The 19,554-nt window shown below is 38.2% G+C and carries 19 protein-coding genes; 8 read left to right on the forward strand and 11 right to left on the reverse strand.

What is annotated here, in order from left to right:
• Positions 1 to 20: 20 nt before the first annotated feature.
• Positions 21 to 533 carry a hypothetical protein gene (locus tag ACB088_RS11265; protein ID WP_133746566.1) on the reverse strand — a complete coding sequence of 171 codons (513 nt, stop codon included), beginning with the start codon at positions 531 to 533 and terminating at the stop codon, positions 21 to 23.
• 222 nt (positions 534 to 755) lie between these two features.
• Between ACB088_RS11265 and ACB088_RS11270 the strand changes: the two genes are divergently transcribed.
• Positions 756 to 1,304 (forward strand): DUF2239 family protein, encoded by a 549-nt coding sequence (locus ACB088_RS11270; RefSeq protein ID WP_375036996.1) that lies wholly within the window; start codon positions 756 to 758, stop codon positions 1,302 to 1,304.
• Positions 1,305 to 1,355: 51 nt separating this feature from the next.
• Here ACB088_RS11270 and cysN read toward each other — a convergent pair whose 3' ends face one another.
• The 5 genes from cysN to lysS form a co-directional block, all read right to left on the reverse strand.
• On the reverse strand, positions 1,356 to 2,969 hold the full coding sequence (cysN, locus tag ACB088_RS11275) for a sulfate adenylyltransferase subunit CysN (RefSeq protein WP_133746567.1): 1,614 nt from the start codon (positions 2,967 to 2,969) through the stop codon (positions 1,356 to 1,358).
• Between the two features lie 30 nt (positions 2,970 to 2,999).
• The gene (cysD, locus tag ACB088_RS11280) at positions 3,000 to 3,908 is read right to left on the reverse strand and encodes a sulfate adenylyltransferase subunit CysD (RefSeq protein ID WP_004641806.1); all 909 of its coding nucleotides are present in this window, start codon (positions 3,906 to 3,908) and stop codon (positions 3,000 to 3,002) included.
• Positions 3,901 to 4,032, reverse strand: a complete 132-nt coding sequence (locus ACB088_RS11285; RefSeq protein WP_080026499.1) for a hypothetical protein — start codon at positions 4,030 to 4,032, stop codon at positions 3,901 to 3,903. Before ACB088_RS11285 ends, cysD begins: the two co-directional genes overlap by 8 nt.
• 253 nt (positions 4,033 to 4,285) lie before the next feature.
• The gene (locus ACB088_RS11290) at positions 4,286 to 5,728 is read right to left on the reverse strand and encodes a capsule assembly Wzi family protein (protein ID WP_375036997.1); all 1,443 of its coding nucleotides are present in this window, start codon (positions 5,726 to 5,728) and stop codon (positions 4,286 to 4,288) included.
• Between the two features lie 186 nt (positions 5,729 to 5,914).
• Positions 5,915 to 7,444 (reverse strand): lysine--tRNA ligase, encoded by a 1,530-nt coding sequence (lysS, locus tag ACB088_RS11295; RefSeq protein WP_005048373.1) that lies wholly within the window; start codon positions 7,442 to 7,444, stop codon positions 5,915 to 5,917.
• Positions 7,445 to 7,702: 258 nt separating this feature from the next.
• Between lysS and ACB088_RS11300 the strand changes: the two genes are divergently transcribed.
• Entirely contained in the window at positions 7,703 to 8,191 is a 489-nt protein-coding gene (locus ACB088_RS11300) for a YqiA/YcfP family alpha/beta fold hydrolase (protein ID WP_017391691.1), read from the forward strand.
• 54 nt (positions 8,192 to 8,245) lie between these two features.
• Here the strand turns inward: ACB088_RS11300 and ACB088_RS11305 are convergent, their stop codons facing one another.
• Entirely contained in the window at positions 8,246 to 8,686 is a 441-nt protein-coding gene (locus ACB088_RS11305) for an SRPBCC domain-containing protein (protein ID WP_005042230.1), read from the reverse strand.
• 426 nt (positions 8,687 to 9,112) lie between these two features.
• Here ACB088_RS11305 and rubA point away from each other — a divergent pair, with 426 nt between their 5' ends.
• The 4 genes from rubA to oxyR all read left to right on the forward strand — a co-directional run bounded on the left by rubA (position 9,113) and on the right by oxyR (position 12,466).
• Positions 9,113 to 9,277: a rubredoxin RubA gene (gene rubA / locus ACB088_RS11310; RefSeq protein ID WP_000760495.1), complete on the forward strand. Its 165-nt coding sequence runs from the start codon at positions 9,113 to 9,115 to the stop codon at positions 9,275 to 9,277.
• A 94-nt stretch (positions 9,278 to 9,371) separates the two neighbouring features.
• Positions 9,372 to 10,553 (forward strand): rubredoxin reductase RubB, encoded by a 1,182-nt coding sequence (rubB, locus tag ACB088_RS11315; protein WP_309952565.1) that lies wholly within the window; start codon positions 9,372 to 9,374, stop codon positions 10,551 to 10,553.
• 53 nt (positions 10,554 to 10,606) lie between these two features.
• Entirely contained in the window at positions 10,607 to 11,551 is a 945-nt protein-coding gene (gene estB, locus ACB088_RS11320; RefSeq protein ID WP_307010970.1) for an esterase EstB, read from the forward strand.
• A 6-nt stretch (positions 11,552 to 11,557) separates the two neighbouring features.
• Positions 11,558 to 12,466 (forward strand): LysR family transcriptional regulator OxyR, encoded by a 909-nt coding sequence (oxyR, locus tag ACB088_RS11325; protein ID WP_005042237.1) that lies wholly within the window; start codon positions 11,558 to 11,560, stop codon positions 12,464 to 12,466.
• A gap of 39 nt (positions 12,467 to 12,505) precedes the next feature.
• On the opposite strand, the gene ACB088_RS11330 is transcribed toward oxyR, so the two are convergent.
• The gene (locus ACB088_RS11330) at positions 12,506 to 13,096 is read right to left on the reverse strand and encodes an SPOR domain-containing protein (RefSeq protein ID WP_199990311.1); all 591 of its coding nucleotides are present in this window, start codon (positions 13,094 to 13,096) and stop codon (positions 12,506 to 12,508) included.
• Positions 13,097 to 13,153: 57 nt separating this feature from the next.
• Here ACB088_RS11330 and ACB088_RS11335 point away from each other — a divergent pair, with 57 nt between their 5' ends.
• Complete coding sequence (locus ACB088_RS11335) at positions 13,154 to 13,282, forward strand: hypothetical protein (RefSeq protein ID WP_081399186.1); 129 nt, start codon at positions 13,154 to 13,156, stop codon at positions 13,280 to 13,282.
• Between the two features lie 59 nt (positions 13,283 to 13,341).
• Here the strand turns inward: ACB088_RS11335 and ppk1 are convergent, their stop codons facing one another.
• Both ppk1 and mtgA read right to left on the reverse strand, forming a co-directional pair.
• Complete coding sequence (ppk1, locus tag ACB088_RS11340; protein WP_092707584.1) at positions 13,342 to 15,423, reverse strand: polyphosphate kinase 1; 2,082 nt, start codon at positions 15,421 to 15,423, stop codon at positions 13,342 to 13,344.
• A 105-nt stretch (positions 15,424 to 15,528) separates the two neighbouring features.
• Complete coding sequence (gene mtgA / locus ACB088_RS11345; RefSeq protein WP_005042244.1) at positions 15,529 to 16,206, reverse strand: monofunctional biosynthetic peptidoglycan transglycosylase; 678 nt, start codon at positions 16,204 to 16,206, stop codon at positions 15,529 to 15,531.
• Between the two features lie 76 nt (positions 16,207 to 16,282).
• Here mtgA and ACB088_RS11350 point away from each other — a divergent pair, with 76 nt between their 5' ends.
• Positions 16,283 to 17,092, forward strand: a complete 810-nt coding sequence (locus tag ACB088_RS11350; RefSeq protein ID WP_375037004.1) for a rhomboid family intramembrane serine protease — start codon at positions 16,283 to 16,285, stop codon at positions 17,090 to 17,092.
• A gap of 1 nt (position 17,093) precedes the next feature.
• Here ACB088_RS11350 and ACB088_RS11355 read toward each other — a convergent pair whose 3' ends face one another.
• Positions 17,094 to 19,553, reverse strand: a complete 2,460-nt coding sequence (locus tag ACB088_RS11355; protein ID WP_375038801.1) for an ABC transporter permease — start codon at positions 19,551 to 19,553, stop codon at positions 17,094 to 17,096.
• Position 19,554 lies beyond the last annotated feature (1 nt).

Here is a 19,554-nt window from a genome sequence, read left to right on the forward strand (position 1 = left end):
AGCCCCAATCGGGGCTTTTTTTATTTCTGTACATATTCAATTAAGTGATCTAACACAATCTGAAAATGCAATGTAATGTCTTCTTCTAAAATTTTATAAGCATTATCAAACTGAACCATTGGCCAACCTTCTTTCCAAAATGGAAAAATATTGTGTAGACCTTCAGTCACGATCGCATCTTCACGACTAATCGCTTGAGCAACTTGAGCTAAAACCTGAGCGGTTTCTGCACCATCAATAGCTAAATAATCAATACCACGTGCTTTAAAAATACGGATACGGTCTTTTTTATAACGAATCTTTTTCGCCTGACCTGAATTCAAGCCTAATGCCAGCGTAGCAGCTTCTACAAACTTTTCTTCAAAGTTTGCATTCAATGCAACTAAAGCCTGTTTATGTGCTTCTTGACGCCCAGCTTTCCCCCCATTACGGATAATCTCATTTGCTTCCGTATCCAGCTTATCTTTTTTCATAGACTGTAAAATGTCTAAAATTTCGATATCGCTTAAAGATTCAGGAGATTGCTCAAACATAGGAGTCCTTATACATACAACTAAAGGCATATTCTCTCATAAAAGCGCTGCTAAAGCAGAGTAAAATTTTAAATAGCCTATTAACTTGACTATTTTTATAGTCCTAACTTCATAGACTACACTCATAAAATCAAATAATTCTTTGGTTATAATTTTAATTATTTGCCAAATTAATTTTACCCTGATAATATTATTTTACCCAGATAAAAATATACGGCTAAAATGAATACTAAAATCACCTATACTGCTTTCACTGGAAGCACGCTTATTGCGAGTGGCTCTCTTATTGAACTTACAAAAAAACTCAAAGATATTCCTAAAACAACGGAAAATATTCTGATTTTTAACGATCAAACAGGTCAACAAATTGATCTTGATCTTTCTAGTTCAGAACAAGAATTTCAACAACGTTATGCTGAACCGGAAGAAATTAAAAAAGTTGGACGACCTAAACTCGGAGTAATTTCTCGTGAAATCACCTTACAGAAAAAACATTGGGATTGGTTAGATCAACAAAGTGCGAGTGCATCAGCAGTAATTCGTAAGTTAATTGATAAAGAGTTAAATAACCCAAATTCTGAAGGTAATATTATGCTCGCTAAACAAGCCATCGACCGTTTTATGTCTGCCATGTTGGGTAATATGCCAAATTACGAAGAAGCAACACGCGCCTTATATCAAGGCGATCGAGATATATTTTTAAAGATGATTCAGAGCTATCCTAAAGATTTAAGAGAATATTTAACTTTAAAAACTCAAAGTATTTTCTAAATCCAATAAAAAACCCGCTTACGCGGGTTTTTTCAAAATCAATTCAGCCTATTAAAGACGGACTAATGCAATAATTTGTTCAACCAACTCATCTACATTTTCAGTAGTAATGCTAGTATCAGTACCTTCAGCTACAGTAGTCAAAACAGTTACGCCAGTTTGACGGAGCAAAGCAACTTGTTCTTCCGTTAAATCAACTTTAGCAATAGCAACTACGCCTTGCTGAATTAACGAACTTTCGATGACTTGAGCTTGCTCGAGTGCTTTTGCAGAAACTTGAACTGCTGCTGGCTTTTGGCCTAAACGTGCAGCACGGTCTTCAGCAGTAACAGGATTACTATGCGCAGTCCACTCTACCGCAGACTCAACCATACCCGCACCAACCGTTACATTGCTTAAACGGTCAATGAAAATAAATGAACCTGTGTATCGTGAATCTTGATACTGGTCAAATACGACTGGCGCATCAAACTCAACAACAACGTCCGCAATTGCATTTAACTCAAGCTCTTCAACCTGAGTATGCTCAAGCGTATTCACATTCACACGATAATGAATGTTAGTCACTTTGGCAGGAACAGTCTGTGTACCAATTTTAACGTTGTACAACTTACCTTTCACGAGCGGATGTTCATTCATCCACACCACTGAAGCACGAACACTACGTGAAATTAATGGTTGCTCGCCAGCACGTACCAAAACGTTACCACGGCTAATATCAATTTCATCATTCAACGTTAATGTTACAGCTTGACCTGCTACAGCCTGCTCAAGGTTTCCATCAAAAGTAACGATTTCTTTAACTGTTGAACGCTTACCTGATGGTAATGCAACAATCTCATCGCCAACGTTGATTTCACCTAAAGCAACAGTACCAGCAAAACCACGGAAATCTAGGTTTGGACGGTTCACATATTGAACAGGGAAACGGAATTCGTGTTTGTTTGATTCGCGACTAATTTCCACAGATTCAAGAATGCTCATCAAGGTTTGACCCTTGTACCAAGCTGTATGCTCAGAAGCATTTACCACGTTATCGCCATTTAAAGCAGAAATCGGTACAAACTGAATATTGGCTGGACGACGATCACCTAATTGGTTTACGAAAGCATCATATTCAACCTGAATTTCGTTAAAACGCTCTTCAGAGAACTCAACTAAATCCATTTTATTAATGGCAACAACGATATTTTTAATACCAAGTAAACTTGCAATAAAAGTATGACGACGTGTTTGTGTTTGCACACCATAACGCGCATCAATCAAAATAATTGCAAGATCAGCGGTTGATGCACCTGTTGCCATGTTACGGGTATATTGTTCATGCCCAGGTGTGTCAGCAATAATAAACTTACGCTTTTCTGTCGAGAAATAGCGGTAAGCCACATCAATGGTAATACCCTGCTCACGCTCAGCTTGTAAACCATCTACAAGTAATGCCAAATCTGGTGCATCACCTGTAGTTCCTACTTTTTTACTATCACGCGTTACGGCTTGCAATTGATCTTCATAAATCAATTTTGAGTCGTAGAGTAAACGTCCAATTAAAGTACTTTTACCATCATCCACGTTACCACAAGTCAAAAAACGCAGAAGGTCTTTTTGTTCATGTTGCTTCAAATAGGCCAAGATATCTTGACTGATTAATTCTGATTGATGAGACATTGCTCAAACTCCACAAATTTAGAAATTGTCTTAGAAATAGCCTTCTTGCTTTTTCTTTTCCATTGAGCCCGCTTCATCATGGTCAATCATACGACCTTGACGCTCAGAACTAGTGGCTAAAAGCATCTCTTGGATAATTTCAGGTAACGTATCCGCTTCAGACTCAACTGCACCAGTTAATGGATAACAGCCAAGCGTACGGAAACGTACAGACTTCATCTGTGGAACTTCACCTTCTTTTAAACGCATACGCTCATCATCAACCATGATTAACGTACCGCTACGCTCTACTACTGGACGAACAGCAGAGAAATAAAGAGGAACGATTTGAATATTTTCTAAATAGATATATTGCCAGATATCCAACTCAGTCCAGTTAGATAAAGGGAATACACGAATACTTTCACCTTTGTTCACTTTACCATTGTAAAGATTCCAAAGTTCAGGACGCTGGTTTTTCGGATCCCAACGATGCTTACTATCACGGAATGAATAAACACGCTCTTTCGCACGTGATTTTTCTTCATCACGGCGTGCGCCACCAAAAGCAGCATCAAATTGATATTTATCCAAAGCCTGTTTCAAAGCTTGGGTTTTCATAATATCTGTGTATTTTGAGCTACCGTGATCAAATGGATTGATTCCAGCTTCGCGACCTTCTTTGTTTTGATGAACGATTAAATCAAAGCCATGCGTTTTTGCCATGTTATCGCGAAATGAAATCATCTCTTTAAATTTCCACCCAGTATCTACATGTAATAATGGGAATGGAAGTTTAGCTGGGTAAAACGCTTTTAACGCAAGATGAAGCATTACCGCAGAGTCTTTACCAATTGAGTAAAGCATTACCGGATTTTCAAATTCAGCAGCAACTTCACGGATAATATGAATGCTTTCAGCTTCAAGTTGCTTGAGATGTGTGAGTCTTGATTCAGTCATGAACACGTCCTTCTCTATCCATTTTGCCCATAAAATCTAGAAGTGGTATTAAACCACCACGTAGAAGACCATGTGGAGGAACGAGTGCCATAACAACTCCAATTTTTCGTGATAAATAATCCAACCACAAGCCTTTATATGGCTTATAGCATTAGTTATGCATTATAGTGATTTAAAACCGATTCCTTTTGCTTGTTTTTTCATATTGATATTCGATTTCATCATATACATATAATATGCTGATTCACTTGCACAACTTTGCAATCGTAGCTTGTGCCGCCAACTTAAGCAAATCATGATCTACTCTTTAGATTTCTCTAAAAACCATAAAAAAGAGAAGCATTAGTAGCTTCTCTTTTCTAAAACATGATCTACTCTTAGAAACCGAACATTTTACGTTCTAATGGAATTTCAATACCAATAGATGCGCCCGCGTCATTACCTTCTAGATCCGAGTCACTTACCCAGCCATTAATTTTTAATGGAAGATCAGGTTTAAGGTAATGCGTCCAAGTTAAATCAAGCGCTTTAATTTCATCATCTTTAGGGAATGCTTTATTAATGGCCAAGCTAGATTGGTTAACCTTAACCACCATAGCACGACCACTTAAACGGTTCATGACATCAAAGCGGATATCACCACCCACTGAATACATTTGCCCATCACCACCCATCGCGTGACCTAATGGGAAACCATGTTGATAATAGCCATCTTTATAAACCGAATGTGTATAAGAAATACTCTTTACATCACCATTAGTACGTGTATCGGCCCATTCAGCATATAATTGATATGGCATATTGTTATAATTAGAAGAATAGTCAACACCAGCTAAATACATTTTCTTCGATGGTAAATAACCGGCTTCGTCCTCTCCCACATATTGACCATAAATACTCGCTGGAATATTCAACAAAGGTTGCAATGATAAACGACCATCGAAGCCAGCTAACTGATTCGATGGATTTTCAGTATCTCCATAGACATTATCATTACCCTTAATTGCATCCCATAAAGAACTAAAGCTTTCTGAGCGACCATCTCCACCCCACTGAATCGTACGTGAAGCGCCTAACTCTAAATATGGTAATGGCTGTGCAGTTATGCGTAGACCTAATAATTTAGCATCTGGAATTGCTTTATAATCATCTAATTGACCAGCAAATGCTTGATATTGCCAAGGCCCAATCCAAGATAACCATTTTGTCTCAAAAGCATTTTGTACAGCACGTTGTGCGGTTACACCATAAACTGGACGACTAGCATCCCCACGAATTAAGCTTCCATCATGTCCAGGCCCCCACCATGTTGGAATTTGACCAGCAACTACCCACTGATTCCAAAGTTTACCTGCAACATATGAACCTTCAACATTCACATCTTGCCCATTATCAATTTGTGGGTCTTTTTCTGCATTTACTCGGATTTTTGCATCCCAGTTTTCACCACCTGCATTAAACTCTAAAGAACCTTGATATTGAGCTTTTTGATTATCACCGAATGCTTGTGGAATATTTTTGCTATCAGTTTCAGCAAAAGCGCCCACTTTAACCGTATTGTTATCTGCTTTTAATGCATCAAGAACTGAATTAATAACTTTTTGTTGAGCTGGATGCGTCACTTGTGCTTGAGAGAGTGCTCTCTGGATTTCATCACCACTTAATGGCCAAGTTGAGGTGCTAATCTTGATAACACCTTGTTGATTCAACCAATTTAAGTCTGTACGTAAGTCCTCATTATTTAGCACTAAACCTTGTGCAAAAATAGCGGATGAAGCAGTTGCCAATATTGCAATCGAAAGTGTTTTTCTTAGAAACATGCCAGCCAATTCTCAAAGTTATTTATGAGCAACACCTTAAATTTTTTATCACAACTTTGCAATTGTTAAACTGTGCAATTACATTTTTTAACGCTATCTTAAGATTAGTGTAGATAGGTAAGTTTTTGAGATATAAAAGTAATAAAAAAAGGCAGTATAAATACTGCCTTTTTTGCGTAAAGAAGATTAACCTTCTTTACGACGCATATGCGGGAATAAAATTACATCACGAATACTCGGTGCATCGGCAAATAACATGACCAAACGGTCAATACCGATACCTTCACCCGCTGTAGGTGGTAAACCATATTCAAGCGCTTCAACAAACTCTGCATCGTAATGCATAGCTTCATCATCACCAGCATCTTTCTCTGCAACTTGAGCTTGGAAACGCTCAGCCTGATCAATTGGATCGTTTAACTCACTGAAACCATTTGCCAATTCACGACCACCGATGAAAAACTCAAAACGGTCGGTAACATGCGGATTGTCATCGTTACGGCGAGCGAGTGGAGATGTTTCAGCTGGGTATTCAGTAATAAATGTTGGCTGACGAAGTTTAGTTTCAACAGTTTCTTCAAATACGATAGTTTGAAGCTTACCTAAACCAAAACCAGGCTTAACTTGTTCTTTTAATTCTTCACGAATAAATTGAGCAAGGAACTCACGGTCACCAACATTTTCAGGTGTAAACTGTGGGTTATTCTCTAAAATCGCATCAAACATAGAGATTTTTTTGTATGGCCCTTTGAAGCTAAACACTTCACCTTGGTAAGGCACATCAGTTGTACCTAAAATATCCAAGGCCAACTTTTCAATCATATTTTCAGTTAACGCCATCAAGTCTTTATAATCAGCGTAAGCTTGATAAAACTCGATCATCGTAAATTCAGGGTTATGACGTGTTGAAACACCTTCATTACGGAAGTTACGGTTAATTTCAAACACACGTTCAAAACCACCAACAACCAAACGTTTTAAGTAAAGCTCAGGGGCAATACGTAAGAATAATGGCATATCCAAAGCATTATGATGTGTTTCAAACGGACGTGCAGACGCACCACCCGGAATCACATGCATCATTGGCGTTTCAACTTCCATGAAACGTTCATTGTTTAAAAATGCTCGAATTCCAGCAACGACTTTGGCGCGGATTTCAAAAGTTTTACGTGTTTCTTCATTCACAATTAAGTCAAGGTAACGTTTGCGATACTTAACTTCTGTGTCATTTAAACCGTGAAATTTATCTGGTAACGGGCGAAGCGATTTCGTTAAAAGCTCAAAACCTTCAAGGTGAACATACAAGTCACCTTTTCCTGAGCGTCCGATATAACCTTCAGCAGCAATAATGTCACCAAGATCTAAACCTTTAATGGTCTCGAGGATATCTTTTGGTAAACCTTTACGGTCAACATATAACTGAATACGGCCTGTCATATCTTGAATAACCATGAAAGAACCACGGTTTAACATGACACGACCAGCAATTTTTACATAGACATGCTCAGCGCTTTCAATTTGTTCTTTCGACTGATCTTTAAATTGTTCTTGTAGGTCAGCAGCGTAGTGTTCACGCTTAAACGTATTCGGCCAAGGACTCTTTCCAGTTTCCTTCGCAATATCTTGGATTTGCTTTAATTTGGCATGACGCTGTGCAATTAAATCGTTTTCGGAAATAGTTGGTTCAGAAGTCGATTGATCGTTTTGTTGCGTCATCTCTGCCTCGATTAAGTAAAAATTAAGTGCTATATCTTAACAGATTGCGGGAGTTTTTCGAATGATTTCAATCAAACAAAAATGAAAAAAGACAATTTTATAGACCCAAACAATACTTTTTAAAGGCAAAATGACTTAGACCAATCGCTAAGATCATTTTTTAAAGCATTTAGTAAAATATAAAAAAATCCAAATAACCTCGATATTCAAAAGGCCCTATTTACCTTTTATTTTATCAATGAGATTGTGTAGTGAATAATGAAAATTCTATTTTTACATGGCTTGGATTCTTCTCGTGAATCGACAAAGTTCCATGCCATTTTACATCCTGAAAAATTTTGTATTGACGTCGATTATCGTAATTTAAGTTATGCATCTGTTGAGTACTTTTACCATCAGGTTATTCAGACGATCAAACCAGATTTATTGGTGGGCCATAGCATTGGAGGCTATTGGGCGCTAAAAACTGCTGCTCAACATAAATTAGCTGTTATTGTGGCGAATCCAAGTCTTACACCTAACTTTCGGACTGACTATCCTCAACTTTCTGAAGATGAACTCACTCTCTCTAACCCTAAAATGGCTTATTTAGAGTTAGGAGATGAGCAACTTGATATGTATCACGTTCAAGAAAAACTTGCCCCCTACATGAACATCGAAACTTTTGAAGGTGGACATCATCGCTTGGCCTATCCTTCACGACTTAATGATCTCATTATGAAAATTTATAAAAAATATTTGGCTTAGATTTATATAGTTTGATTTTTGAAAAAATGGTTTTATGTGTAAATAAACGAAGCTCTATTTTGCTTCTGCCATTTTTTTAACCACCTCAAAACCTTGAATAAAGCCACTTTTCAACATGCCCATATATTCAGGTAAGGTGGCCAATTCAACTTTTAGAGTGGTTATATTATCTTTTTGGGTTAGAAAATATTTTTCTAAGGAACCACTCCACCCTTTAACCTCTTCACTTTCTAAATCTTCCTTACCCTCCTTAATCATTCCTAAATGTTTAAAAATTAATATTTCTGGTTTTTGCATTTGTTCAATCGTAGACACCATGCCATTTCCTTCACCGTCAAGAAAATAAGTTTTACCACCTATTTGCCAGTCGGTACGCATGGAGGAGTCCGGCGCAAAGAATTTCGTCCACGCATTATATGTCTCGCTATTCCAAAGTATGTCCCATACTTTTTCTATAGGCGCCTCAATTTCTACTTCATATACTAAATTTTCCATATTTCACTTCCCTGATTTATACCGCCTTAAAGACAGCAAATTTTAATTTTGGGTTTTAATAATGACATTCGGTCACATCATAGTTTGTTGTTATTTAGCTTTCGTATGAGATACTCTTTATTTCAAGATATTTTCATCAATAAAATTAAGTCTAAAATTAACTGTAAGAATGCATTAGTTATTATTAGTTTATGGCGAAGTTTTGCCTAAATAACCACTTATTTGTCCTAACCTGCCATTCATCTTTGCTTACGAATGATTAAACTCCGTTATTTACTTTACTTTGAATGTAGAACTGCGTAAAAATTTGATATCCGATCAAAGGCACATTGGTTATTATTGACCGGATCGTAGTTACATTATTAATAGATGGAATAGTTTTACTGAAAGGCAGCTTTGAGCAAACTTATCAGTGCGGAGAGTCTCATGAAAAAATATCAATGTATCGTTTGTGGATGGATTTATGACGAAGCGGAAGGTTGGCCACAAGACGGCATTGCAGCTGGAACAAAATGGGAAGATATTCCAGATGACTGGACTTGCCCTGATTGCGGCGTTTCAAAAGCTGACTTCGAAATGATCGAAATCTAAGAACGCAAAGTAAAAGACCATGATTGACATGGTCTTTTTTACGAATATTACCAATCACCGTATTAAATAAATAATTCTAACTCTGGAGAAAAAAATGCATCCTATCGTCATTATCGGATCAGGCATGGCGGGTTATACCTTAGCACGTGAGTTCCGTAAGCTTAGCCCAGAGCAAGAACTTGTGATGATTTGTGCGGATGATGCAGTGAACTATGCAAAGCCAACATTATCAAATGCATTTGCAGGTAAAAAAGCACCTGAACAAATTCCTTTAGGCGATGCGACAAAAATGGGTACTCAACTCAATATGCGTATTGAGCCTTTTACCTTTGTGAAAGAAATTTTAGCTGAACGCCATGAGCTTGTTCTTGAAAAAGATGGTGTAACTTCACAACAACCCTATTCAAAATTGATTTTAGCCGTGGGTGCTAACCCAATTCGCCTTGCAATTGCAGGTGATGGTAGCGATGACATTCATGTTGTGAACTCACTCATTGATTACCGCGCTTTTCGTGAAAATCTAGCTCAGCGTAAAGATAAACGTGTTGTTATTTTGGGCGCAGGTTTAATTGGTTGTGAGTTTGCCAATGACTTACTTCATAGTGAATATGACATCACTGTCATTGATTTGGCGCCTCAACCATTGGGTCGTTTACTTCCAGCACATATTGCTTCTGCTTTCCAACAAAACCTTGAGGAAGCTGGAGTGAAATTTGCACTAGGAACAACCGTTGAAAAAGTTAGTAAAATTAATAATGGCGAAGATTATGCGATAACACTCGCAAATGGACAAACATTGGTTGCGGACATTGTTCTTTCTGCGATTGGTTTACAGCCAAATATTTCACTTGCTAAAAGTGCAGATATTCAAACGAGCCGTGGAATTATTACCAATAGTTTACTAGAAACAAGTCAAGCAGACATTTATGCAATTGGGGATTGCACAGAGGTAAATGGTACTTTACTTCCATATGTTATGCCGATTATGCAACAGGCTCGTGCGCTTGCAAAAACACTCAGTGGACAACAAACTACTGTGCACTACCCTGCTATGCCAGTTGCAGTAAAAACGCCAGCGGCTCCGCTTACAGTCTTGCCGGCTCCAATTGATGTAGAAGTGAATTGGGAAACAGAAGAGTTCGACGATGGTATGCTTGCCAAAGCAATTGACAATGAAGGAACATTGCGTGGTTTTGTATTGCTAGGTGCAACCGCAGGTAAACAACGCTTAACTTTGACAAAGCTTGTTCCAGATCTTATTCCAGCCCAAGCATAAGGTTTGTATCAGGAATACTCACTTACAGAGTATTCCTTTAAGGAATGAATAACATGAATAGCGCCTTACAGTTTAACATTTCACCGTACACATCTTTCATGCAAGAAACCAAAGTCAACTTAGGCAATGGAATTGAGTTACATGTAGAAGTAGGTGGAAAACCAGAACATCCAACCATTTTGCTGATTATGGGTCTTGGTGCCCAAATGCTTTTTTGGCCAGATTTCTTCTGTAAATCGCTGATTGATCAAGGATTTCGTGTTATTCGTTTTGATAACCGTGATATTGGCCTTTCTTCAAAAGTACGTCATGAAGGTAAACGGTTAAATACTGTCAAATTGATGAGCCGCTTTGCACTGGGGCTAACGAATCAGGGCGCACCTTATACTCTGCATGATATGGCAGACGATGTATCTATGCTCATTGATCGTTTAGGCGTGAACAAAGCGCATGTGATTGGTGCATCAATGGGTGGGATGATTGCTCAAATTCTTGCAGCAAAATATCCAGAAAAGGTTGAAAAATTAGGGCTCATGTTTACAAGCAATAACCAGCCTTTTTTACCACCACCTTTTCCGAAACAACTTTTGAGTTTAATTGGCAAACCCGAATCGCGTGACGAAGAAGGGATTGTTAATCATAGTTTAAAACTATTTCAATTGATTGGTTCACCTGGTTATATCAACCAGATTGAAGCAATACAAACTGCGCGTAAGCTTTATCAACGTAGCTACTATCCTGCTGGTGTACTTCAGCAGTTTTTAGCAATATTATGTACAGGCTCCTTACTACAACTGGACCGTGAAATTAAGCAACCCGCTTTAGTCTTACATGGCTCTCGCGATCGCTTACTTCCCCCTAGCCACGGTAAGGCTGTAGCAAAAGCAATTTCCGGTGCTAAGTTTGAATTAATTGATGGAATGGGGCATGATATCCCTGCACATTTTATTCCACAGCTTAGCGGTTTATTTGCGCATCATTTTAAATCATCAGACTAGGACACTATGGCTGCATTACCCTCACTAAGACAGCTATCATATTTAGTTACGTTGTCGGAAACTTTGCATTTTACTGAAGCAGCACGCCGCTCTTTTGTCACTCAATCGACGTTATCAGGCGGCATCATGGAGCTTGAACGGTTATTAGGTGGCGTTCTGGTAGAACGTGATCGTCAGAATGTGCGTTTAACACCTTTAGGTGAACAAGTCGTTGCTCGTGCCCGTGTACTACTAGCAGATGCTCAAGATTTAATGCGTTTGAGTCGTGAAATGAGTGAGCCATTAACGGGTGATTTGCATTTGGGTGTTATTCCAACCATTGCACCTTTTATCCTGACACGCTTACTTAATGAAGTGCATCAGCAGCTACCTAAAATTCAGCTACATTTGCATGAAGCACAAAGTGAAAAAATTGTAGAGCGTCTAGAACACGGTAATCTAGATATGATCGTTCTTGCTCTACCGTTTGACACCAGAGGTCTAAAAGTCGCTGAAATTTCGAAAGAAAATTTGTACCTTGTATGTAGTAAACAAGATACGAATGCTCTTCAAGCAAACTCTCTAGATGATCTTGATTTATCAAGATTAATCTTGCTTGAAGAAGGCCACTGTTTACGTGACCACGTTTTGAGTGCGTGCCCTATCGGTGAGCGTAAAAACGACAACCGTTTAAAAGCAAGCTCTTTACCAACATTAGTTGAAATGGTTTCTTCTGATTTAGGCTTTACGCTTTTACCAGAAATTGCAATTGAAAATAGTATGATCAAGTTTAATGATCAGATTACTGCAAAACCAATTGAAGATGCACCGAGCCGCACTTTAGCGCTAGTAACTCGTAAAAGTACACCATTACAAAGTGAGTTCGATGTATTACTGCAAATTATGCAGAAAATTACAACCAACTTGCACGCATAAAACATGTATAAAAAAGGAGTCTTCGGACTCCTTTTTATTTTACTGAGGTGTCAAGGATGCCCACTTAAACACCCAAGCAGATGGCATATTCAAACTATTATCAGCGATAATTTTTTCTCTAATAATTTGTGCGATGGCATAGTCATTTGCAGGGTCCACCATAACTCGTATTCCTTTAGTCGTTGCACTGGTTACAACCTTGTACCCTTTCGCTTCTAACCGTGACTGAATCATACTTGCCTTATTTTGATTAGCCGCTAATGCAACTTGTACCATCCATTTCTTTTCACCATTTTCCAAAATTTCTTTAGCGATCGCTGCATCAAGTTGCTTTTTATTGTCAAAATTTTTCTTTTCTTCTACTTTCTTTGTGTGAACATCTTCAATTTTCTTTTGGGCTAAAAACTCATCTTGTTTCTGTTTTCTTTTTTGGATGACTATTGTTTTATTTTTCTCCCCACCTTTTTTCGCTTTATCATTAGAAGGATTTACAAAATAAGGATACATCGCTTGATCATCAAATCTTTGAAATACGATGATATCCCCATAACACTTCTGATCTGCATAGGCGGTCACTGGTATTATCCCCAAAAGTATTTTAATAAGTAAACTTCTAATAAAGCATTGCATCTTATTCATTTACCAAAGTTAAGTATATTTAATGCGGCGTATTAAAGTAGATTTCTTGTGATTTGTATATTTTTAAAATTCAATGTTTTATGTAAAAAATCACATATTTTCAAAACATATTGCAGTGCTTCAAATTATTATCGTTTATCCAGCAACCATTTAGAAAAACTAACTAAATTACTTTGAATTTCAGTTAATTAAAAAAGCCGACAAAATATCGGCTTTTATTTAATCTTGAGAGTTCATTATTTAATGATTTCCAATAATGCCCTTTGAGCATTATGCAATTTTTCACCCTCTGCTGGCTCAGCACGAATCCAAGTACCATCACCTTGTAACAGCCATGCTTGTTGATTATCTTGTAAGTAGTTCACCAAACCTTGTTGATAAATACGTTTTTTCAACGCAGGGTCTTCAACAGGGAAACATGCTTCAACACGATTAAATAAATTACGGTCCATCCAGTCTGCACTTGAACAGTAAATACGTGCATCACCATTATTACTAAAGTAATAAACGCGCGTATGCTCAAGGAAACGTCCTACAATTGAACGCACTCGAATATTCTCTGATAAGTTAGGCAAACCCGGGCGTAAACAGCAAATCGAACGGATAATCAGGTCAATCTGAACACCCGCCTGAGAAGCTTCGTACAATTTATTGATTAACTGGACTTCGGTTAACGCATTCACTTTAACAATGATTTGAGCTTTACGCCCTGCTTTAGCATTGGCAATTTCTTCATCAATAAAGTTAATGAGCTGAGCATGTAAGGTAAATGGTGCATGTAATAGCTTTTTCAATTTCGCCATTTTGCCCATGCCAGTCAATTCTTGGAATATACGGTGTACGTCTTCACACAGATCTTTATCTGTGGTCATGAGACCATAATCTGTATAAATTCGAGCATTCATCGCATGGTAGTTACCTGTTCCTAAATGAACGTAACGCACCAGTTTATTATTTTCACGGCGTACGACCATGATCATTTTGGCGTGGGTTTTATAACCGACTATGCCATAAACAACGACTGCCCCAGCCTCTTGTAAAACATTCGCTACTTCAATGTTGGATTCTTCATCAAAGCGAGCACGTAATTCAATAACTGCAATAACTTCTTTTCCATTTCGAGCCGCTTCAGCCAGAATTTGCACAATTTCAGAATCAGCACCACTACGATATAGCGTCTGCTTGATGGCTAATACTTGCGGATCACGTGCAGATTCGCGTAGCAATTGAATAACTGGCGCAAAAGATTCAAACGGATGATGCAGTAAAATATCTTGTTTTTGCATTGCCGAGAAAATACTCTCGGTCTTTTTAAATACTTTAGGCACAACTGGCGTATGCGAGTCATAACGCAAATGAGGACGTTTAAAGTTTGAAACCAGACGAGCTAAGTTTACTGGACCATCAACTTTATATAATTGCTCATCGGTTAAATCGAACTCTTCAAGTAAATACTCATAAATATGCTGTGGACAGTTATGGGTCACTTCCAAGCGAACTGCACGACCAAAACGTCGAGAACTTAATTCACCTTTTAATGCTTTAGCTAAGTCTTCAACATCTTCATTCAATGCCAAGTCTGCATTACGTGTCACACGGAATTGGTAACATCCAGTTGCTGTCATTCCCGGGAATAAATCAGACACATGCTCATGAATAATTGCCGATAACATCACATGATGTTCTTTACCACCCGTTAATTCATCTGGTAGTCGTACAACGCGAGGTAATGAACGTGGCGCAGGCACAACAGCCAAATCAATTTGACGACCAAAAGCATCTTTACCTTCAAGAGTGATAATGAAGTTCAGGCTTTTATTCACAAGTCGTGGGAATGGATGTGCTGGATCTAAGCTAATTGGTGTTAATACAGGTGCAACTTGTTCCTGAAAATATTTTTTTACCCAAGCAGATTGGGCTGGAGTTAACTCACCACGACGTAAGAAGCAGATATCTTCTTCACGTAGCTTAGGTAAGATTTCCTCATTTAAAATACGATATTGACGCTCAATCGCAGCATGAGCAGTTTCAGAGATTTTTTGTAAGACCTGTCTTGGCGTAAGACCATCTGGGCTACGACTCTCATTGCCTAGAGAAAATTGCTCCATCACCCCAGCAACACGAATTTCGAAGAATTCATCAAGGTTGCGTGAAAAAATGAGTAAGAAATTCATTCGCTCAAGTAAAGGATGTAAAGGGTCTACCGCTTGTTCCAATACACGCAAATGGAAGTCAAGAATAGACAATTCACGATTGATATAACGGTCATTATAACTATATTCTATTGGGGTCGTTGTTGGTGTAATCGCTGTATTCATGTCTAACTCAATTCTCTATCCAGCCAAAATCTCTATAAACCAGTATGCTGCAAAAATATGACAATTTGGTAAAAACTAAAAAATTAACACATCTTTAAAACAGCTTTATTCAGGAATCTGGGTGCTATTCATATAACGTAAAATAACGCGTTTTCTATATTGTAGTTTATGATCGTTGCGATGATCTTGATAATATTTCGGATCAGGCAATAATGCGGCTAAGAAAGCAGCTTGTTCACGCGTTAGGCTTTTAGCACTTTTACCATAATAATGCTGAGCGGCTGCTTCAATACCATACAGATTTTTGCCGAATTCAACCGAGTTCATATACACCTCAAGAATTCGGCGTTTTGACCACATGCGCTCCATCATCCAAGTCGCGACTGTTTCTTGCCCCTTACGAATAAACGAACGCTTATTGTATAAAAATAGGTTCTTTGCAAGTTGTTGAGATACTGTAGAACCACCAGCAACAACTTCACCCTCTTCATTATTTCGCTCAAGGGCAAAACGAATACCCTGCCAGTCAAAACCATGATGATGGATAAATTTTGCATCTTCACCCGCTAAAATCGCATGTTTGAAATTGTCACTAATATCATCATAATCAAGCCACTTATGGATGATTGGCTCAGAGGTATCAGACCAATAATCAATTCGCATGAACATGGTCGTATCCACTTCATGTGTCCGCCACCAAACTAAACTCGAAAAAATCCAAAGTTGAATAAGGAGAATCGCCCCAATAAAAATTAACAACACGCGAACAATAAAAGCTTTCATGTTCGTCCTGATCTCCTGTATTCAACTTTTTTCATGTTAAGCTGTAAAGCATGTTCATATATAACAAAAGCATAGCATGACTCAATATCAGCCTCCGCACATTAATCGTAAACTCAATGTACAAAATTGGTGGCTGACCGCCCTACTCATCGCAATCAATGTAGGTTTGTTTGTCTGGCAAATTGTATCAGGCGTCGATATTAGTGACCCAGCCATGAAAGATGCCATTCATTGGGGTGCAGATTTTACACCACTTACTTTTTCTGGACAGCCCGAACGTTTATTTACCAGCATGTTTTTTCATTTTGGTTTAGTTCATCTCATGCTTAACATGTGGGCCCTCTATATTTTCGGTAATGTTGCTGAGTCACTATTTGGTCGCTTCTACTTTATTGGGATGTACTTACTCGCTGGCTTATTTGGTAGCCTTTTAAGTAGTTATATGACGATTCAAGATGGACATGAATTGCTGCAACATTTTGACCAGAACTTACTTCCCCATGTCAGTGCAGGCGCTTCAGGTGCTGTTATGGGTTTAGGTGCTGCGTTAACAGTGCTTTCTTTATTTCCACCGCTACCTCATCAAGCCTACATACTCGATAAAAAAGCATTATTAATGATTATGGCAATCAACCTTATTTTTGGTTTTGCCGCAACTGGTATTAATAATGCCGCACATATTGGCGGCATGGTTATTGGAGCATTCCTTGCACTGATGTGGTATTTAAGCTACGTCAGTAAATTTAAAAATACGCTCAAACTTCTAGGCTTATTAGGAGCAATTGTAATTACAGGTGGGTTTTATATGTACTGTGTACAACTCAACTCACCTTTACTTCCGTTATGGCATGAAATCATCATCCAGAATCCTGAAATTATTCCCTAATTTAAATCTGGTTTAGTTCTCTTAAGCTTTGTAAAGGTGGTAAGTTGCAAAGATAGCCTAGTCGATAACGGCCTATCAGGGCACAAACCAGCATCATGCCAACGGGTAAAATCAACCATATTTCAATATGCCACTGTATTGCCATATTCATTTTATAGCTTGCAATAGCACTAATCACTTCTGCAAAACAGCAGGCAACTATGCCTGCTAACAATCCTAAAAACCCAACTTCAAGACTGAGCATCTGCTTCATTTTATTTTTAGACAATCCAAATGAACGTAATAAAGCAACTTCACGGCGTCGCTCATCCATTAATAAGTTTAAGCATGCAATGAGTACTAAAACCCCAGAGAAACCCACTAAAGCTGCCAGCACGGTCACAATTTTCACTAAGACATTCATTAAACGCTTTACTTCATCTAAAATTCGATCGACGTCAATAAATACCGTATTCGAAAATTGCTGAATGATATTGATCATTTTGGGTTGGTCTTGCTTAGGCACATAAAAGCTGCCTAAATAGCTTCCAGCATTTTCATCTAAAGTTTTCGGTGAAAAAATAAAGAAAAAGTTAGGACTAAAACTTTCCCATTCTACACTTCGAAAATTAACAACTTTGGCCTGTAAATTGCCTTCCGGCAAGCTAAAGGTAAGCTTATCTCCAATTTGAATACCAAGGCTTTCAGCCGTTTTGCTTTCGACAGAAACTTGCCCTACACCACTAAACTGAGCTTGTCCTTTTGTAATGGCATTGTCATTCGGTAATTGATTAGATTGAGTTAAATTTAACTCACGACGTAAAGAATTATTTTGTTTTATGGCTTCTTCAGAAAAAGGTACCTCATTCTTCGCCAATAATCGGCCGCGGATATTGGGATATAAAGGTGTGCTCTGCCAATCATTTTGTTTCAACTGTTGTTCAAAAGCTTTTAAGTCGAATGGTGGTAACCCATAAACAAATTGATTAGGCGTTCCTTCTGGCAATTGTTGCTGCCAACGCTCTAATAAATCAGTTCTTAATACACTTAACACTGTAATAAGGCTTAATCCTAAAGCTAGAGCAGTAATCTGTAATGCACTTTGGGAAGGAGAACGAATATAAAAAGACAAACGATTTTTCATCTTTTTTAGGCTACGAAGCAATAACCAGACAGCGGTGTAAAGCAAAATACAAAGAACGATAATCGCAGCCAAAACCATAATGCTGAGCATCAAGTTTTCACTCAACACCAAACTAAAAACGATCAGGCTACTAATGCCGGCAAAAAACATAAAAAATAATGATTTTCGAGATTTTGCTTGTTCACGAATAACTCGAATTGGTGGGGTATTTAAAAGCTCCCAAATGCTTGGCAAGATAAACCCCAGCAAAACAATTACACTTGTAAAAATGGCGATTGGTAAAGGCCCAAGCAAAAGTGGTATTACCGAAAAATTTAATTCCAATTGAGGAACCAATTGCAACATGAGTTGAAGCAGGCCATAGCCCAATATCAGCCCCAATAAACTTCCTATAACAATCGAAATCGCGCTAACAACACAAAGTAATCCAATATATGCCAATAAAATTTGGAATTTACTTCCCCCTAAACACCGGATGAGCGCAATGTGATCTTGGTTTTGTTGAACATATCTTTGACTCGTTAAAGCGATGGCAATACCACACAATAAAATTGTTAAAATATTGGCCAATTGTAAAAAGGTATCAAGGTTTTCAAGGGGACGTAATAATCTGCTATTCGACTCACTGGCATCGCGTAACCGTAAACCCGCTGTTTCGTCTAGATCTTTAGTAGTTTGATGCTGTTGTTTAAACTGCTTAGCAAAAGTCTGTACCTGTTCGGGTTTACCCGCCATTAATAAACGATAGTCAATTCTGCTCCCTGTCTGAATTGCATGAGTTTTAGCAATATCAGCTTGATGGATAATAACCGTGGGAGAAAAGCCAGAGAATCCTAACTCTTGGTTAGAATCACGAACAATCACTCCGCTAAAACGAAATGTACCATCCGCAATAGAAACAGGATCACCAAGTTTTACTTTTAATAAATCTGCCGCCCTTTGGCTTAACCACACCTCACCAGACTGAATCCCTTGCGTAGTTGGTTTAATTTCAAGCTGGCCTCTTAGTGGAAATAAAGGCTCTATCGCTTTCACGTTGACCATAACAAACTGATCTTGTGTATGGGCCATAGAACTAAACATAGTGACATTGGTTTGCTTGAAACCAAGCTGCTCTGCTCTTTTTTTCCATGACTGTTCTATCGGTTCGTTATTCGACAGAACTAAATCAGCCCCCAACATTTGAGAAGCTTGTAAACTGACAGCATTTTTAACTTGGTCATTGCTAAATTTAAGAGCGGTTGTGGCACTAATCGCCAGCGATAAAGCAATAATGAGCAGATACAGACCACCCGTGCGGAAACTTTGTAGTAAAAGTGGTTTTAGAAGATTACGCATC

This window comes from Acinetobacter sp. RW6 (assembly GCF_041956835.1).
In the GTDB taxonomy this organism is placed as follows: Bacteria; Pseudomonadota; Gammaproteobacteria; order Pseudomonadales; family Moraxellaceae; genus Acinetobacter; species Acinetobacter calcoaceticus.